The following is a 17,452-nucleotide window of genomic DNA, read 5'->3' as shown; positions in this document are numbered from 1 at the left end:
CTCCGCTTTGCGGGGGGATTTTTTTGCCTGCCCGAATGCTGGCTGCACCCCACTGACGCAAGTGATACTATTTGCAACCGCTATTTTTTCGCATTGACGAGCCATACTGCCCCTCGTCCAAGGAGCCAACGACGTGTCTACACCTGCTCGCCGGTCACCATCGGCTCTGCTTTCAGGTTTCGCATCACGCTTTACGCTGTCGCTTAACCCTTGGTCAATTGCACTTTTTCTGATTGCCCTGATTGTGGCACTGCCTATTTTGGTCGTGCTTGGCCATATCGTGATGCCCACCGAAGGCGTTTGGCAGCACTTGGCCAGCACGGTTCTGCCTCGCTACTTATCCAACACCTTCTGGCTGGTACTGTGGGTGGGGTTAGGCACACTGGTAATTGGCACAGGGACCGCTTGGCTGGTGGTGATGTGTCGCTTCCCCGGCAAGCGCCTATTTGAGTGGGCGCTACTGCTGCCGCTGGCGGTGCCGACCTATGTGATTGCTTATGCCTACACCGATTTTCTACAGGTGGCGGGGCCGCTACAAAGCCTGCTGCGGGAGTGGTTTCACTGGCAGGTCGGCGACTACTACTTCCCCAATGTACGCTCGTTAGGGGGCGCTGCCACGCTGATCACCTTCGTGCTTTACCCCTATGTATACCTGCTGGCCCGCGCTTCCTTCTTAGAGCAGTCGGTGTGCGTCTTGGATGTTGGTCGCACGTTAGGGCGCGGCCCCTGGCGTTTATTTGCCAGCGTTGCGCTGCCGCTGGCACGCCCGGCGCTGGTGGGCGGCGTCTCACTGGTGCTGATGGAAACGCTCAATGAGTTTGGCGCGGTGCAGTTTTTTGGGGTGGATACCTTTACCACGGGTATTTACCGCACTTGGTTTGGCCTAGGCGAGCCGATTGCCGCGGCCCAGCTAGCCGCTTGCCTACTCACTTTTGTGATTGCTTTTGTGCTGCTGGAGCGCTGGTCGCGGGGTAAGCGTCGCTACTTCCACACCACCAACCGCTATCAACAGTTGCCTGAGTACAGGTTGCACGGCTGGCACGCCGTCGGGGCGACGCTGGCCTGCCTGTTACCAATCACCGTTGGCTTCTTGCTGCCCAGCGGCATTCTGTTGGAAATGGCGATCACCACCGGCGACAGCCTATTTGGCACGCGCTTCATCGGCTTTGCCATGAACAGCCTGAGCCTCGCTACGGTGGCAGCGCTGATTGCGGTGGGGCTGGCGGTGCTGCTGAGCTACGGCGTGCGGCTGCATAACTCCCCCAGTGCGCGACTGTTTACCCGCATTGCGGCGATGGGTTACGCCATTCCTGGCTCGGTGGTGGCCGTGGGTATTTTGATTCCGTTTGCCTGGCTGGATAACGCGCTCAACACTTGGCTTCACACCCATTACGATAAGATCATCGGGCTGGTGTTTAGCGGCACGGCATTCATCTTGATTTACGCCTATGTGGTGCGCTTTTTGGCGGTGTCGTTTAACGCAGTAGAGGCGAGCCTGGGCAAAGTGACGCCAAGCATGGACGCCGCCTCGCGCACCCTCGGGCAAACAGCCGGGGGCACGCTGCGCCGCATTCATACGCCACTGATGCGCAGCAGCCTATTGGCCGCGGGCATTCTGGTGTTTGTGGATGTGATGAAGGAGCTGCCCGCCACGATTATTTTGCGGCCGTTTAACTTCGACACGCTGGCAGTGCGCGCTCACAGTTTGGCGTCCGATGAGCGCTTGGCGGAGGCGTCTACTGCATCGCTCACCATTGTGGTGGTGGGGATTCTACCGGTAATTCTACTCAGCTTGGCGATGCGCCGGGCGCGCCCAGGCAGCCAAGCCGAGTAATTAAAACACGCAACTAACGCGGAAAAACTAACGCGGAAAGACAAATACCTGGGTGTGGTCGAGGTCGATATCGATCGGCTGCCCCTCCTGGGGCAGGAAGACCCCTGGTACCCGTGCGTGCAGGTGCGCTTCTTGGCCATCAGCACCGTGGGCACATAGGTGAATCAAGCTAGTGCGGCCCAGTAGTTTCGCCATCACCACGTGGCTGTGGCTGTGGGTTTCCGCAGGCAGGTCGCGCTCTTTGATACGCAGCGCCTCCGGGCGGATCATCACCTGGGCCTGGCTACCCTCTGGCAGCCAGCTGGCATCTATGTCGCCTACCGGCGTTTGTACCACGCCTCCTTCCACCACCCCTTCAAGCTCGTTCACTTCCCCAAAGAAGGTCACCACAAATGGGTCGACGGGAGCGCAGTAAAGCTCCCGCGGGGTACCCGTTTGGACGATTTTGCCATCGCGCATCAAGGCGATGCGGTCGGCCATAAACATCGCTTCTTCCGGATCGTGAGTCACCAGTAGCGTGGCAGAGCCCAGCTTTTTCAACACGTGCAGCGTATCGTCGCGAATCCGATCACGCAGCCGAGCGTCCAGGCTGGAGAAGGGTTCATCCAACAGCATTAGCTTGGGCGTAGGTGCCAGAGCTCGGGCCAGCGCCACGCGCTGCTGCTGACCGCCGGAGAGCATATGCGGGTAGGTATCGGCGTAGTCAGCCATGCCAAGCTGGGTTAATAGCTCCAGCGCACGTTCACGGCGCTGGCTGGAGGGCAGATGCTTTAAGCCGAAAGTGACATTTTCCAACACGCTAAGGTGGGGGAAAAGCGCTGAATCCTGAAACGCCAGCCCGACGTTGCGCTTTTCCGGCGGCACATGGCGTTTGCCGGGGGCGGCAATGGCCTGCCCTTCTAGGCTGACGGTGCCTTCTTGGACCACTTCCAGCCCTGCCGCAATGCGCAGTAGCGTGGTTTTACCGCAGCCGGAAGGGCCAAGCAGGCAGACCACTTCGCCCTGAGCAATGTCGAGATCAATACCTTTAACAACTTTGTTAGCCGCAAACGTATGCTGAACATCGCGTAGCGACAGCGCCGATGCAGGCTCCGCCACCTCAGAAAGGGACACAGTTGCCGTCATTCGTTCACCCATGGTTTGTTCGCCGGGAGAGCGCTGACCGCTCAGCCATTGCGAACACGGTTGAAAGTTATTTGCATTCTATTTTCTATTGGCGTGAGATGCACGTCTAGGCACAAAAAGTGATGCGAGTCATTAGCATTTCGCTTGACGTCCTTCGAACAAGGCGTTTCAATAGCACACGCCGTTAATGCAACTTATTATCATAAACATTCAGGGTATTTGTTATGAAACAAGCACGTCTTTCGGCCTCCGTAGCTGCCATCATGGCCGGCTCTGCGTTTGCCAGCAGCGCACTCGCTAATGAAGTCAACATCTACTCCGCTCGCCACTATGACTCTGACGAAATGCTCTACCAAGCGTTCACCGATGAGACTGGCATTGAAGTGAATGTACTGGAAGGCGACGCTAACCAACTAATGGAGCGTATGCAGCGTGAAGGCGTGGCTAGCCCCGCCGACGTTATGCTGACCGTGGATGCAGGCAACCTGTGGCGCGCCGAGCAAGACGGTATTTTTCAAAGCGTAGACTCTGATGTTCTCAACGAGCGCCTGCCGGAATCCATGCGTCACCCAGAAGGCATGTGGTTTGGCTTTAGCCAGCGCGCCCGCGTGATCTACTACAACCGCGAAAACTTCGACCCGAGCCAGATTGCTACCTACGAAGATCTTGCCGACCCGCAGTTTGAAGGCCAAGTGTGTATCCGTTCTTCCAACAACATCTACAACCAGTCACTGCTGGCATCGCTGATTGAGCACCACGGCGCAGAGGGCGCGCAGGAGTGGGCCCAGGGCGTTGTGAACAACATGGCCCGCGACCCCGAAGGCGGTGATACCGATCAGATTCTTGGCGTTGCCAGCGGCGAGTGCAACCTAGCGGTTGGTAACCACTACTACTACGTGCGTCTGCTGCACTCTGACGATGCCGCCGAGCGTGAAGCCGCGCGCAAAGTGGGCGTGATCTTCCCCAATCAGGATGACCGCGGTACCCACGTGAACGTCGGCGGTGCAGGCCTGGTCGCCAACGCGCAAAACCCGGAAAACGGCATTCGCTTCCTGGAGTTCCTGGCCTCTGACCAAGCGCAGGAAGTGCTGGCCGAGCGTAACTACGAGTTCCCGGTGGTAGAAGGCGTGAAGAAAAACCCAGTGCTGGAGTCTTGGGGCGATTTCGCTAAAGACGACATCAACATCAGCATCCTGGGTGAGAACAACCCGGAAGCGGTACGTATCTTCGACCGCGTCGGCTGGCGTTAAGCGCGACTTGGGCACACGCTTTTGAAGCCGGTGCCTAAGTAACGCACTAAACACAACCCCCGCAGCGACCGCTGTGGGGGTTGTGTGTTATTGGCGAGTGCTCTCTCGTTCGTTAGTGGGCTTCATCCCAATTCGCGCCGCTTTGCGCTTCCACAATCAGCGGTACGCTGAGCGATGCTGCGGCCTGCATGCGTGTCTGCACTTGCTCAATAAAGCGCTCTACCTGCGCCTCGGCCACCTCGAACACCAATTCATCGTGTACCTGCATGACCATCAGCGCATCGAACTCCCCTTCCGCTAGCCACGCATCCACATCAATCATCGCCTGTTTGATAATATCCGCCGCCGTGCCCTGCATCGGCGCGTTGATTGCCGTGCGCTCGGCCCCTTGGCGGCGGTTGCGGTTTTGCGAGTGAATCTCTGGCAGGTATAAACGCCGCCCCATCACGGTTTCGACAAAGCCATCTTCCGCCGCCTGGGTACGAATGCGGTCCATATAGCGGGCGACGCCTGGGTAGCGGTCAAAGTAGCGGTCGATGTAGGTTTGGGCCTGGCTACGGTCAATACGCAGCTGACGAGCCAGCCCCCAAGCGCTCATGCCGTAAATCAAGCCAAAGTTAATCGCCTTAGCGCTGCGCCGCTGGTCGCCAGACACCTTTTCAAGCGAGGTGCCAAAAACTTCCGCCGCGGTAGCGGTGTGGATATCGCGCCCTTCAGCAAACGCTTCCAGCAGCCCTTTATCTTCCGAAAGGTGCGCCATAATACGCAGCTCGATCTGCGAGTAGTCCGCCGCCACAATGCGGTAGCCAGGGCGCGCCACGAACGCCTGGCGGATTTTGCGCCCCTCCTCGGTACGGATGGGAATATTCTGCAGGTTCGGGTCCGACGACGACAGCCGCCCGGTGGCCGTAACCGCCTGATGATAGCTGGTGTGTACCCGCCCGGTGGTTTTATTGAGCAGGCGCGGCAGCTTATCGGTATAGGTGGACTTCAGCTTGGCCAGGCCACGGTGCTGCATGATCACCTTGGGCAAGGGGTAGTCCAGCGCCAGCTCTTCCAGCACGGCTTCGGCGGTGGAAGGCGCGCCCTTGGGGGTTTTCTTGATGACCGGAATCTTCTGCTCTTCGAACAGAATCTGGCCCAGCTGCTTGGGAGACCCCAGGTTGAACTCGCGGCCCGCCAGCTCAAAAGCTTCACTCTCTAACTCGCGGATGCGCTGTTCGAGCTGCTGGCTCTGCTCGTACAGGCGCTCGGCATCCACGGCCACGCCGTTACGCTCGATGCGCGACAGCACGCTGATTAGTGGTAGCTCAAGGTGGTCGAGCACCTCGGCCAAGCGCCCTTCCCGCTCCACTTGGGGACGCAGCGTGTCCTGTAGGCGCAGGGTGATATCTACATCCTCGCAGGCGTAGGGAGCCGCTTGCTCTAGGGCAATCTGATTAAACGTCAGCTGCTTGGCGCCTTTGCCCGCGATCTCTTCAAACGAAATGGTTTTCTCGCCCAGGTACTTCAGCGCCAGCGAATCCATATCGTGGCGCGTGGCGGTGGAGTTGAGCACATACGACGCTAGCATGGTGTCGGCAAACGGGCCAACGACAGAAATGTCGTAGTTCGCCAGTACGGAAATATCGTATTTGAGGTTTTGTCCAATTTTGGTTTTGGCCGGGTCTTCCAGCAGTGGCTTTAACGCTGCCAGCACCGCTTTGCGATCAAGCTGCTGGGGAGCATCCAAGTAATCATGGGCCACCGGAATATAGGCAGCTTCCCCGGCTTCCAGCGACACGCCGATACCCACAATTTCTGCATCCATGTAGTTGAGGCTGGTGGTTTCCAAGTCGAAGCAGAAACGTTCGGCCTCGTTGAGCCGTTCGAGCCACGCCTCCAGCTCGGCCTGCTCGGTAATCACATGGTCGTGGCGCTCGGTCGGCGCCGTTTCCGTCGTGCTGTCGGTTGTTTCCGAGACGGGCTCACCGCCTGCCACATCGTCCACGCCTTCGTCGTTGCCTTCCAGCAGCTCGGCGAGCCACTGTTTGAACTCCATCTGTTTGTAGAGCTCGACCAGCGCTTCGCGGTCCGGGTGGGCAATGTCCAAATCATCCAACCCCACCGGCAAGTCGCAGTCGGTTTTGATCGTCGCTAACTGATAGGAGAGAAACGCTTGCTCGCGGTGCTCTTCCAGTTTTTTGGGTAACGTTTTCGCGCCGCGGAAACCGAGGGTGGTCACGCGCTCTAAATCGCCATAAATCGTGTCTAAACCGCCGCCCATACCTTGCAGCAGGCCAATGGCGGTTTTCTCGCCCACCCCAGGCACGCCGGGGATGTTGTCCACCTTGTCGCCCATCAGTGCGAGGAAGTCGATAATCAGCGCCGGCGGCAGGCCAAACTTCTCCTCCACGCCCGCTTCATCGAGGGTTTCCTCTTTCATGGTGTTGACCAGCGTGATGTGGCCGTTCACCAGTTGGGCCATGTCCTTATCGCCGGTGGAGATGACCGCGTCGCGGCCAGCCTGAGTGGCTTGGTGCGCCAACGTGCCAATCACGTCATCCGCCTCGACCCCTTCGATGCACAGCAGCGGCAGGCCGAGTGCTTTGACACAGGCGTGCAGCGGTTCGATCTGGCTGCGTAGGTCATCCGGCATGGGTGGGCGGTGGGCCTTGTAATCGCTGTACAGCTCATCGCGGAAGGTTTTACCCGGCGCGTCGAACACCACCGCCATGGGGCTATCGGGGTAGTCTTTCATCAGCCGTTTGAGCATGTTCAGCACGCCCTTCACGGCTCCGGTCGGCTGACCGTTAGAGGTCGTTAGCGGCGGCAGCGCATGAAACGCGCGGTAGAGGTACGAAGAGCCATCGACGAGCACGATTGGGGCACGGGCCATAACCAAATTCCATAGTCAGCAAAACGGTAAGGATGTCTGCTCTCTATGATACGCGTTCAACGCCGGGCCTGCAGAAAAGAGCCCTAAAACTCGCTACTCTTCACCACACAACGCTGCCAACTCGTGCGGCAAGCCGCTACAATAATCGGCTTAGCAACCTGGGCGAGATTCTCATGGCAGTATTCACCCCGCTTAGCGACGCACAGGTCGCCGCGTTTTTGGAAAAATTTGATGTTGGCAGCTTTGTTGCGCTTCAAGGCGTGGCAGGCGGCACGGAGAACTCGACGTTTTTCGTGACCACCGACCGCCGCGAGCTGGTGCTCACCCTGTTTGAGCAAGGCGAACACGAAGAGCTGCCGTTTTTTGTTGAGTTGCTCGATTACTTAGACGAGCACCGCTTACCGGTGCCCGGCACTATTCATGACCGCGAAGGCGTGGCGCTGCACAGCCTGGCGGGCAAGCCTGCGCTGCTGTTCCCGCGCCTGCCGGGCAAGCACCCCAGCGCCCCCAACCTTGCCCAGTGCCAAGCGCTGGGCAGCACGCTTGGGCAGATGCATAAAGTATCGCAGCACTTTCCCGGGCATCGCCCCAACCCCCGTGACCTGCACTGGCTGCGGGCGGTACACCATAAGGTGCTCACCTACATCAGCCCTGACGATCAAACACTGATGAAGAACGCAGTGGATGATTTCGAGAGCGAATTTAGCCAGCATGGCGAGCTTCCCCAAGGAGCAGTGCATGGCGATTTGTTCCGCGATAACACGCTGTTCGAGGGCGACGCCCTGGGCGGTATTATCGATTTTTATAACGGCTGCACCGGTGACTTGCTGTTTGATCTCGCCATCGTGATCAACGACTGGGCCTCCAATGAGGACGGTTCGCTGAACGCCGAGCGTTACAACGCCATTTTAAGCGCCTATCAAGCGCGACGCCCGCTGACCGAATCCGAACGCACGCTTTGGCCGACGATGCTGCGTATGACCGCACTGCGTTATTGGCTGTCACGGCTGCTGGTGGTGTATGTCGACCCACCGGCCCATGACTTAACTCCCCACGACCCCGAGCGCTTCCGCGTGATTCTTAAAGCACGCATCGCGTTTGGCGCACTCCCGATTCCAGAGGCATCTTCATGAGTGAAATGGCAACGACCAGCAGCCCCGCCGTGCGTGCCCGCCGCACTTGGAACATGGACCAGTGGGGCAGCGGTTACTTTGATGTCGACGACCACGGCCAAGCCCTGGTACGCCCGCTGGGCAGCGATGCGGAAGGCCCGGCGCTGCCTATCAGTGCGTTAGTCCGTCAGTTACAGGCGGCGGGGTTACGCTTACCGGTGCTGGTGCGCTTTAGCGATATTCTTCACGATCGCGTCGAACAGCTTTGCGGTGCCTTTGACGCCGCCATGCAGGACGTGGACTACCAGGGCGGCTATACCGCGGTTTACCCGATTAAGGTGAACCAGCAGCGTCGGGTGGTAGAAGAGATTCTCGCTACCTCTGAGCGGGGTAATGGCCGTGTGGGCTTGGAAGCGGGCAGCAAGCCTGAACTGCTGGCGGTGCTGGCGCTCTCCGACGGCGGTTCGTCACTGATCGTCTGCAATGGCTATAAAGACCGCGAGTACGTGCGCCTGGCGCTGCTGGGCGAGAAGCTCGGCCACAAAGTGTATCTGGTGGTGGAGAAGCTCTCCGAACTGGAGCTGATTTTAGAAGAGGCCCGCGAGCTGGACGTAACCCCGCGCATTGGCCTGCGCGCGCGACTAGCCTCGGTGGGTAAAGGCAAGTGGCAGAATACTGGCGGTGAGAAGTCGAAGTTCGGTCTCACCGCCAGCCAGATTCTGGAAGTGGTCGAAACCCTACGCGCCCAGGATGCTCTGGCGAGCCTGCAGCTCGTGCACTTCCATCTAGGCTCGCAGATCGCCAACATTCGCGATATTCAGCGCGGCCTGCGGGAGTGCGCGCGCTTCTATCAAAACCTGATGAGCCTGGGCGCGCCCATCGACACCGTCGATGTGGGCGGCGGCTTAGGGATCGACTACGAAGGCACCCGCTCGCGCAGCTACTGCTCGGCGAACTACTCCATGCAGGAGTACGCCCGCAACGTGGTCAACGCGTTCTCCCAGCTCTGCCAGGAGGCTGACCTGCCCCAACCGCACCTGATCAGTGAGTCCGGCCGTTCGCTCACCGCCCACCATGCAGTGCTGATCACCAATGTCATTGGTGAAGAGCGCGTCAACGACACGCCGCCAGAGCGCACAACCCAGGAAGAAGATCCACAGGTAGAAGAGCTGTGGCGGGTGTTCGACCAGTTGGCCGAGACCCAAGAACCGCGGGTGCTGGTCGAGGCGTGGCACGACCTGTTGCAGGCAGTTAGCGAGCTACACGACCGTTTCGTTCTGGGTCTGAGCAGCATCAACGCCCGCGCCGAAGGCGAGCGCCTCTACATGGCCGCCTGCACGCGCCTGCGTGGAAAGCTGGATACCCGCAACCGCGCGCACCGGGAAATCATGGACGAGCTGGCCGAAAAATTGGCCGACAAGCTGTTCGTCAATTTCTCGCTGTTCCAGTCAGTGCCAGACGTGTGGGGCATCGAGCAGATTTTCCCCGTGCTACCACTCAGTGGGCTGGACAAAGCGCCCACCCGCCGTGCGGTGATCCAGGACATCACCTGCGACTCTGATGGCCGTATCGATAGCTATGTGGATGGCCAAGGGGTAGAAACCACCCTGCCGCTGCCTGAGTGGGCCAATGACGACGAGCGCTGGTTAGGCTTCTTCCTGGTGGGCGCCTACCAGGAGATTCTTGGCGACCTGCACAACCTGTTCGGCGATACCGATTCGGTGGATGCAGCGCTAGGTGAAGATGGCGAGTGGGTGCTCTCTAACCCGCAGGCGGGGGATTCGGTGGCCAACGTATTGGCCTACGTGAATTTCGATGCCTGCGTACTGAAACAGAAGCTCACCGAGCAGCTGGTCACAAGCGGTTTCTCTCCGGAAGAGCAGGCGCACTTTGCCGCTAGCCTGACCGAAGGCCTAGAGGGCTACACCTACCTGGAGTAACCCTTCACCGGCTTAACGCGTTTCACAAAAAAGGCCACCGAGCGTATCGGTGGCCTTTGTTTTGCGTGCTGAACCCGTGAGCAGGTCGTTACTCAACGACGCTGGTCGAAATCTCCAGGCCGCCAGTCAGCGTTAAGCGTAGCGCCGCGCCGCGGGGTAGCTCGCCGACTCCGGCAGGCGTGCCGGTCAAAATCACATCGCCTGGCTCCAGGGTGAAGTGACGGCTCATTTCTGCCACCAGCGTGGGAATAGCAAAAATCATATCCGCGCCTTCGCCGTGCTGGCGCTCTTCACCGTCGATTTCTAGGGTGAAGGTCAGCGCGTTCCAGTTAGGCACGCGGCTCAGCGGCAAGAAAGGCGACAGCGGGCAGGCGCCATCAAAGGCCTTGGCGATTTCCCAAGGGTGGCCTTTCTCTTTTAACTTGGTTTGCACATCGCGCAGGGTTAAATCCATCGCAAGGCCAATGCCTGCAATGGCACGCTCGGCTTCATCTTGCGTGGCGTGGGTGAGGGTCTCCCCTACCAGTAGCGCCAGCTCGACTTCATAATGAACATCGCCTCGCGAAAATGGCGGGTCGAGAGGCTTGGTTAAGTCCACCACGCTAGTGGCGGGCTTGATGAACAGCAGCGGCTCACTGGGAACCGGGTTATCCAGCTCTTTGGCATGTTCGGCATAGTTGCGGCCGACACAGATGACCTTGCCCAGCGCGTGGGGAAACTCCTGACCATCGGTAAACTGTGGAACAAAACGCATGGCGGGTCTTCTCCTTCTCGTTATGCGTGCCGTATTCGCAACGACAGGCGCATTAGTCTACCCCAGCCATGCCCATGTTCCACAGTATCGACCGCGTATTTCCGAATTGCAGGAGTATCTGGATCGCTTATGCCTCGGGATACCCGCTCTCCTCAGGCCCATGCGCCAAGAACGAAGGACGCTGTTTAGGCGCGGCAAACGGGGCAACGCAGCGGTTATCGGGCCGATTGAACACGAAGAACACGTTGCTGCGCGGATCCGGCGAGAGGTTGGCGTTGGACGCATGCAGCGTGTTGCAATCGAACAACAGCAGCCCGCCAGCTTTCCCTTTGGGGGCATCGATGCCGTATTTATCGACCAAGTGTGTCAACGCCTCTGGGCTCGGCACGCCCACTTCCTGCGCTTTCAACGAGCGCTTGTGGTTGTCTTCCGGCGTTTCTCCCTGGCAAGGCACGAATTCCATATGCGAGCCCGGAATCAACATCAGCGGGCCATTGAACTCGTGGTTGTCGGTCAAAATCAGCGAGGCGCTGACCGCGTGCATGTTGGGCATACCATCTTCAGCGTGCCAGGTCTCGAAGTCCGAGTGCCAATTGAAGCCTTTACCGGCAAAGCCCGGCTTGTAGTTGATACGCGACTGATGCACGTAGGGGTCGTCACCGATGATCTGACGAGCCGCACCAGCCACGCGCTCGTCGCTGGCAAGCGCCCCTAATCGCTCAGAAAGGCGATGCACGGCAAATAGTGAGCGAATCTCATGGCTTTCTGGCTCGGTGATGCTGAACGCCTTATCGCGATAGGCGTCGTTGCTCAGCAGGGCATTCATCTCTTTGCGAAGCGCCTCCAGCTCTTCGCCATCGATCAAATTGGGAATGAACAAATATCCCTTGCGTTCGAACTCATCGAGCTGAGCCTCACTCAGCGGTCCCGGTAGCGCACGCCCTTTTACGACGCCATCCTGGCGGGGCTGTGTGAGTGATGCAGGGGCTTGGGCCAAGCGTGTGGGATAAGCGTCTACCACCCTGGCATTGCCCGCCGTGGGCACGTCGGCCATCTCGCTATACTGTTTGTGGGCGGTCACATGGTTAAGCGGTGTATTGCTGACTGTCATCTAATCCACTCCTTGTATGATTAAACTTCAGTTAAAACGTGTCTCATTTAGAAACACAGCGCAGTAGATAGGGTAGCGAACCTTTCTGCGCTTGCAACCTAGGATGGCTCCTTTCATAACGTGGGTTATGACATTCACCTCCTCATCTCTGACTATCGCAAAACCAGCGTTCGCCCTTGCTGCCTGAGCCAGCGGATAGGGTCTGCCATGCGTCATCCGGCAATGCCGCTGCGATCTCGTCCGCTCGCGTGTAGTGGAAGCTCTGCCACCACAAGGATTCGTTACAAGCCACTTCTAAAACAAAGGGTTGTGAGCGCTCCTCCAGCCACAGACGCAGGCTGCGGTTACCGTCATAGACGCTATCCCCCGTCACCCAGGCGGCCGGTATGTCCTGATCCATCGCGCACTCCAGCATCCGGCGAGCGAGCTCGGGTTTGCTGGCAAATTCGACGTCATCAGGGATGCCCGCACGCCGACAACGCTCGCGGTCCAGTGTCCAGGATTTGGGCAAGTACAGGGCGCGATCCAGGAAGGCATGTCCCGCCGGGCTAGCGTAGAGAAGAAAGACCCCGATCTGACTATTTTCGATACGGCCAGCGGTGCCACTGTACTGGCGTTGCACGCCGGCCGAGTGCTGGCCTTTCTTGGTAAAGCCGGTCTCGTCCAGGACTAGGACACCCTTAGGCGAGCCCAGCGTATCGATGACCCATTGGCGGAGAATATCGCGTGCTACGTCCGCATCCCAGCGGGCACGATCCAACAGGTACTGTACCCCATCTGGGGTGGCATCGCCGAGCCATTCGGCAAGATGCCAGCTATTCTTACGTTCACACTGGCTGAGCAGCCCCTGGATGTAACGTAGAGCTCGAGCGCGCGTTTCCGAACGCGGAAAGAGCGGGCCTAACCGCTCTGCCAGGTCATCCAACAATGCTGAGACAGAAAGATCCAGTTCTTGCATCCTTCACCCTGTAATCGCTTCCATATCAACCACATGCATTGTAGCTTATTCAGTTACGACTGTAGTACTAGACCAACCTAAGCCCCAAGCACGATCATCACACTAAGACCCAACACGCCATAGGCAACCAGAACCTCTAGTGTAGTATTGTGTAGGTGGCCATACTGGCGTGTTCGGTCAGGAAGCCATTGACACTCAGCCAGCCCAAGTGCCGAGTCCACGCCCACCTCCCCGAACGCCAGCAACGCGCAGCGAAGCTCACGCCCGCCAACATTGTTGCTCCGAAGAACATCGCAGGATGCGGGGCATTCATTACACCAAAGTCGGGCCGAAATCGCGGGTTATCGAAAGCCTGACGCCAGTGAGCAATGCCATACTCACCCACCGAGACCACCAGCATCAGCCCCAGAAGTGCGAGGCCCCAGAACATCAGGGTATGGCGTGTGCTGCCCCGCCATCATTGACCAGCTCAGCAGCTGCACGAGAACCGCCGCGAGCAATAGCTATAACGGGGCTGTGCTCCGTATACCTCTTCGTATACCTCTTCCCCAGACCAATACCGCCACCAAACCAGTCAAGGCCTCCAGTGCCGCAACTAGCGATTCGACCGAGAGATAAGGGAGCGTCTCGGAAAGAATGGCCAGGCCCACGCCCTCATGCTTCAGAGCAAACAACAGATGCGAGAGGAGATCGTCATCGGCAGGCGCTCGCTCCGGCGGCAGGACGCCCAGCGCCAGGTGCCCATGAAGGTGCACATCACCAACGTTTTTCATCTTCATGCTCAGGAAGCGAGGTATTTCGTTCACTTCAGCAGGAAAATCTTCAGCCAACAACCAGAGGGGGATTTTTTCTTAACCCATCTCACTACACTACCGGCGCAAAGAGCAGCGCCAGATCCTCCTCGTCGAATAGCGGGCCGTCGCTCTTGTGCTCGGCGCCACCCTCAAGGATCGAGGCGGCGAGATCGGCCTTGCGCGCCTGCAGGTCGAGGATGCGCTCCTCCACGGTGCCGGCGCATACCAGCTTATAGACGAACACCGGGTTCTGCTGGCCCATGCGGTGGGCGCGGCCGGTGGCCTGGGCCTCCACCGCCGGATTCCACCAGGGATCGTAGTGGATCACGGTGTCCGCGGCGGTGAGGTTCAGGCCCGTACCGCCGGCCTTGAGGCTGATCAGAAATACCGGGATCTCGCCCTGCTGAAACAGCGCCACCCGCTGCGTGCGGGTCTTGCCCGGCGTGTCGCCGGTCAGGGTGGTGAAGGGGATGCCGTCCTTCTCCAGCGCCTCACCGATCAGCGTGAGCATCTCAGTGAACTGGGAGAAGATCAGGATGCGCCTCCCCTCCTCCACCAAGGGCCCCACCAGTTCGCGCAGTTGCTCCAGCTTGGCCGAGCGCTTGGTCTTGCGCACACTCTCCAGTTTGACCAACCGCGGGTCGCAGCACACCTGGCGCAGCTTGAGCAGCGCATCGAGCATCACGATGCCGGAAGCGGCCAGGCCGCGCTCGGCCACCGCCTGCTGCACCCGCTGGTGCTGGGCCAGGCGCAGGCTCTCGTAGAGCTCGCGCTGGGCGCCGCTCAGGGTGACCTCGCGACGGGTCTCGGTCTTCTCCGGCAGCTCGGCGAGCACCTGTTGCTTGGTCCGGCGCAGCATCAGCGGAGCGATGCGCCGGGAGAGCCGCTGGCGCAGCTCGACGTCGCCCTCTTTCTCGATGGGGGTGCGAAAGCGCTGACCGAACCACTGCTGGCTGCCCAGGGCGCCCGGGGCCACGGCATCGAGCTGCGCCCACAGCTCACCCAGGTGGTTTTCCAGTGGCGTACCGGTCATGGCGATGGCGCGGGCCACATTGAGCTCGCGCACCGCCCGCGCGGTCTGGCTGGCGGCATTCTTGATCGCCTGGGCCTCGTCAAGCACCAGCAGGCCGAAGTCGTGCTCGCGCAGGCGTTCGAGATCGCGGATCAGCAACGCATAGGTGGTCACCGCGAGGTCGGCACCGGGAAGCGCCTCCTCGAACTGGCGCTCGCGCTGAGCCTTCCCCCCCTGCAGGGCGACGACGTTGAGCTCGGGGGCGAAGCGTTCAGCCTCGGCGCACCAGTTGCCCACCAGGCTGGTGGGCGCCACCACCAGGGTCGGGCCGGTCAGCGCCCCGCGGGCGCGCTCATCGAGCACATGAGCCAATACCTGGACGGTCTTGCCCAGGCCCATATCGTCGGCCAGGATGCCGCCGGTGCCCAGCTCGGAGAGAAAGCGCATCCAGGCGATGCCTCGGGCCTGGTAGTCACGCAGCTCGCCAACTAAGCCCGGCGGTGCCGGCAGGCTGGCGGGCAGCTCGCGCAGGCGCCGGGCCAGTTTGGTCACGTCGTCTCGTCCCGCCCAGCACTCGTGCTCGGCCAGGGGCGCTACCTTCTCGGCGGCGGTCACCGGCAGGCGCACCGCCGCCTCGGGGTCGCTCTCATCATTCAACCAGTCGAGGATGGGCGCCATCAGCGAGCGCAGGCGCGAGAGCGGCATCACCAGGCGGCGATTCTCCGGCAGGGCCAGCGTCCAGCTGGCGTCCTCTGGTTCATCAGCGGCCGGCTCCAGCGGAAAGCCGGGATCCCGAAACAGGCGGCGCAGGATCGGCAGCAGGTTGAGGCGTTCGCCCTCCACCTCGATATCCAGCGCCAGGTCGAACCAGCCGTTGCCGGCCGGCTCCAGCTCGCCGTACCAATCGTCCGGCTCCACATAGGTGGGTTCTTCGGGAAAGTCGTCGCTGAAGTGAACCAGGCAACCCGCCTGGCGCAGCCGGGCGATCATCTCCCACCACTCATCGGGGCCGGCCAGGTGGGTCGACCATTCGAGGATCGTGGCCGGAGGACCCTCGGCATTCGGCAGCAGCAGCGACCAGTCAGGCAGCTTCAGATAGGCCGGCACCAGCTCGGCCTCGCGCAGCCACTCCAGGGTGATCATGCCCGATGGCAGCCCGCGCACCAGCGCCAACTCCGCCTCGGCATCGCGCTTGATCTTGAGTCGCTGGCCATCACGGTACCCCTGCACCCAGTCGCCGGGCTCCGGGACCACCTCGATACCAGCATAGTCAAGCCCCACCACCGCCGCACCGACTTCCACCCAGCGCGGCAGAGGTGCACCGTCACGAAAGCCCAGCTGACCTGCGGCTACCTGCATGGTGACCTTGAGCCGCGGCACCACATCATCCAGCTGGCGCTCCTCGACCTGATGCGGCGCCGGCAATGTCTCGGCCAGTGCCGGCGCCTCACCCAGGCGCTCACTCAACCAGCCACTCATCTCGGGGGGTAGCGGCGGCGCCTGCGCCACCCTTTTAAGCCACTCGGGACTACCGGCCAGGCGGCCGAACAAGCCCTGCTCAACGTCCAGGTAGCACAACTCGCGCCCACTACGCAGCACAAGCGCCGTTTGCGAGAGCAATCCTTCTGGCTGCGTATCCAGCGCCAGATGCTGTACCCCCTCTTCATCCGCCTGCCAGCGAGGCGCCAGCTGCCCGGCAGGGCCCAGTTCAAGAACGGGGCCCGTCTGCTTTTCATGGAACAGCAGTGGGAGCTCATCGCCTTCAAGCAGATTCCACAGCGCCCGCCCCTGCAGTGGCTGGTCGATGACCGCCGCACGGCGCATCTGACCTGATATCAAAGTGGACTCCTGAGGGCCGTGCAAAAGCAGTGTCAGGGCCTCCTCCTGGGCCGCAGGCCAACCACCCTCGGGCACTGGCACCAGGTCGGAGGCCGCCTCGATGATCCGTGGCGCCACCCACCCCGAGTGGCGATGGCTCTGGCGCGACGGACGCACCCACACCGGCACCACCCGCAGCACCGGCTCACGATAGGCACCGGGCGCGCTCAGAAACAGGGCGAGGCGATACTCATCGCCGACGCGCCGCCCTTCTGGTTCCTCCTGCAAGGCAGGCCGATCCGCCCGCTTCAGCCACGCTTCCCAGTCGCGCTTCAGGCGCTCGCGCTTGGCCGACGCCAGTTCGGCCGACGACGAGCGCTTGGCAAGCGGTGGCGCAGGGGGCGAACCGGGAGACGGCTCGAGGCTTTCCTCCGGCGAGGCGAAGCCCTCCTCGCCCATCTGATTCATGAAGGTCTCGATCAGCGCCACGGCATGCTTGCAGCGAACACCGACCGGGCAATTGCAGAGGGTAAAGAGCCCTTTCTCGAGCCCCCTTGGGTCAAGGTAAACCCGGGTCATGTAGGCCTGCTTGCGGCTACCGGCAACGCGCCCGAAGATTCCCAGCATGTCACTGCCGACCTGCAGGTCGAGCCCATCATGCACACGCCCCTTGTGGGCATAGCCCAACCCACGCGATAGGGTGGCGGCATCGAAGACGGTCGGCCAATCCACTTCCATCAGAGCCAAGTACAGATCCAGGGCAGGGTCTTCAGGATAACGCTCCGACATATTGGCTCCTTGAGGTCGATGTTACAGGGAACATAATGCTACCACGATCCCCCACGCCCATCGTTGCCGCGCCTCCT

The 17,452-nt window shown here is 60.5% G+C and carries 10 protein-coding genes; 4 read left to right on the top strand and 6 right to left on the bottom strand.

Annotated elements, in window-relative coordinates:
• Positions 1-133 precede the first annotated feature (133 nt).
• Complete coding sequence (locus tag L1249_RS12625) at positions 134-1,834, top strand: ABC transporter permease (protein WP_044630140.1); 1,701 nt, start codon at positions 134-136, stop codon at positions 1,832-1,834.
• Between the two features lie 27 nt (positions 1,835-1,861).
• Here L1249_RS12625 and L1249_RS12620 read toward each other — a convergent pair whose 3' ends face one another.
• The gene (locus L1249_RS12620; protein WP_044630139.1) at positions 1,862-2,959 is read right to left on the bottom strand and encodes an ABC transporter ATP-binding protein; all 1,098 of its coding nucleotides are present in this window, start codon (positions 2,957-2,959) and stop codon (positions 1,862-1,864) included.
• Positions 2,960-3,183: 224 nt separating this feature from the next.
• Here L1249_RS12620 and L1249_RS12615 point away from each other — a divergent pair, with 224 nt between their 5' ends.
• Positions 3,184-4,209, top strand: a complete 1,026-nt coding sequence (locus tag L1249_RS12615; RefSeq protein ID WP_172416509.1) for a Fe(3+) ABC transporter substrate-binding protein — start codon at positions 3,184-3,186, stop codon at positions 4,207-4,209.
• A gap of 112 nt (positions 4,210-4,321) precedes the next feature.
• Here L1249_RS12615 and polA read toward each other — a convergent pair whose 3' ends face one another.
• A complete protein-coding gene (gene polA / locus L1249_RS12610) occupies positions 4,322-7,087 on the bottom strand; it encodes a DNA polymerase I (RefSeq protein ID WP_172416510.1) in 2,766 nt (921 codons plus the stop codon).
• Between the two features lie 173 nt (positions 7,088-7,260).
• On the opposite strand from polA, the gene L1249_RS12605 reads away from it, so the two are divergent.
• Positions 7,261-8,220, top strand: coding sequence for a homoserine kinase (locus tag L1249_RS12605; protein ID WP_044630136.1), 960 nt, complete (start codon positions 7,261-7,263; stop codon positions 8,218-8,220).
• The gene (speA, locus tag L1249_RS12600) at positions 8,217-10,139 is read left to right on the top strand and encodes a biosynthetic arginine decarboxylase (protein WP_044630135.1); all 1,923 of its coding nucleotides are present in this window, start codon (positions 8,217-8,219) and stop codon (positions 10,137-10,139) included. Before L1249_RS12605 ends, speA begins: the two co-directional genes overlap by 4 nt.
• Before the next feature lie 88 nt (positions 10,140-10,227).
• Here speA and L1249_RS12595 read toward each other — a convergent pair whose 3' ends face one another.
• From L1249_RS12595 to L1249_RS12580, 4 genes are all read right to left on the bottom strand, one after another.
• Complete coding sequence (locus tag L1249_RS12595; RefSeq protein ID WP_044630473.1) at positions 10,228-10,893, bottom strand: fumarylacetoacetate hydrolase family protein; 666 nt, start codon at positions 10,891-10,893, stop codon at positions 10,228-10,230.
• 127 nt (positions 10,894-11,020) lie between these two features.
• Entirely contained in the window at positions 11,021-12,004 is a 984-nt protein-coding gene (thpD, locus tag L1249_RS12590) for an ectoine hydroxylase (protein WP_054645159.1), read from the bottom strand.
• Between the two features lie 142 nt (positions 12,005-12,146).
• The gene (locus L1249_RS12585) at positions 12,147-12,962 is read right to left on the bottom strand and encodes an IS701 family transposase (RefSeq protein ID WP_052509971.1); all 816 of its coding nucleotides are present in this window, start codon (positions 12,960-12,962) and stop codon (positions 12,147-12,149) included.
• 864 nt (positions 12,963-13,826) lie between these two features.
• On the bottom strand, positions 13,827-17,375 hold the full coding sequence (locus L1249_RS12580) for a DEAD/DEAH box helicase (protein WP_058577852.1): 3,549 nt from the start codon (positions 17,373-17,375) through the stop codon (positions 13,827-13,829).
• Positions 17,376-17,452 lie beyond the last annotated feature (77 nt).

It is taken from the genome of Halomonas sp. Cn5-12, assembly GCF_021532545.1.
GTDB lineage: Bacteria > Pseudomonadota > Gammaproteobacteria > Pseudomonadales > Halomonadaceae > Vreelandella > Vreelandella aquamarina.
The sequence above is the reverse complement of the archived record's forward strand: the minus strand, read 5'-3'. Positions and strand labels throughout refer to the sequence as shown.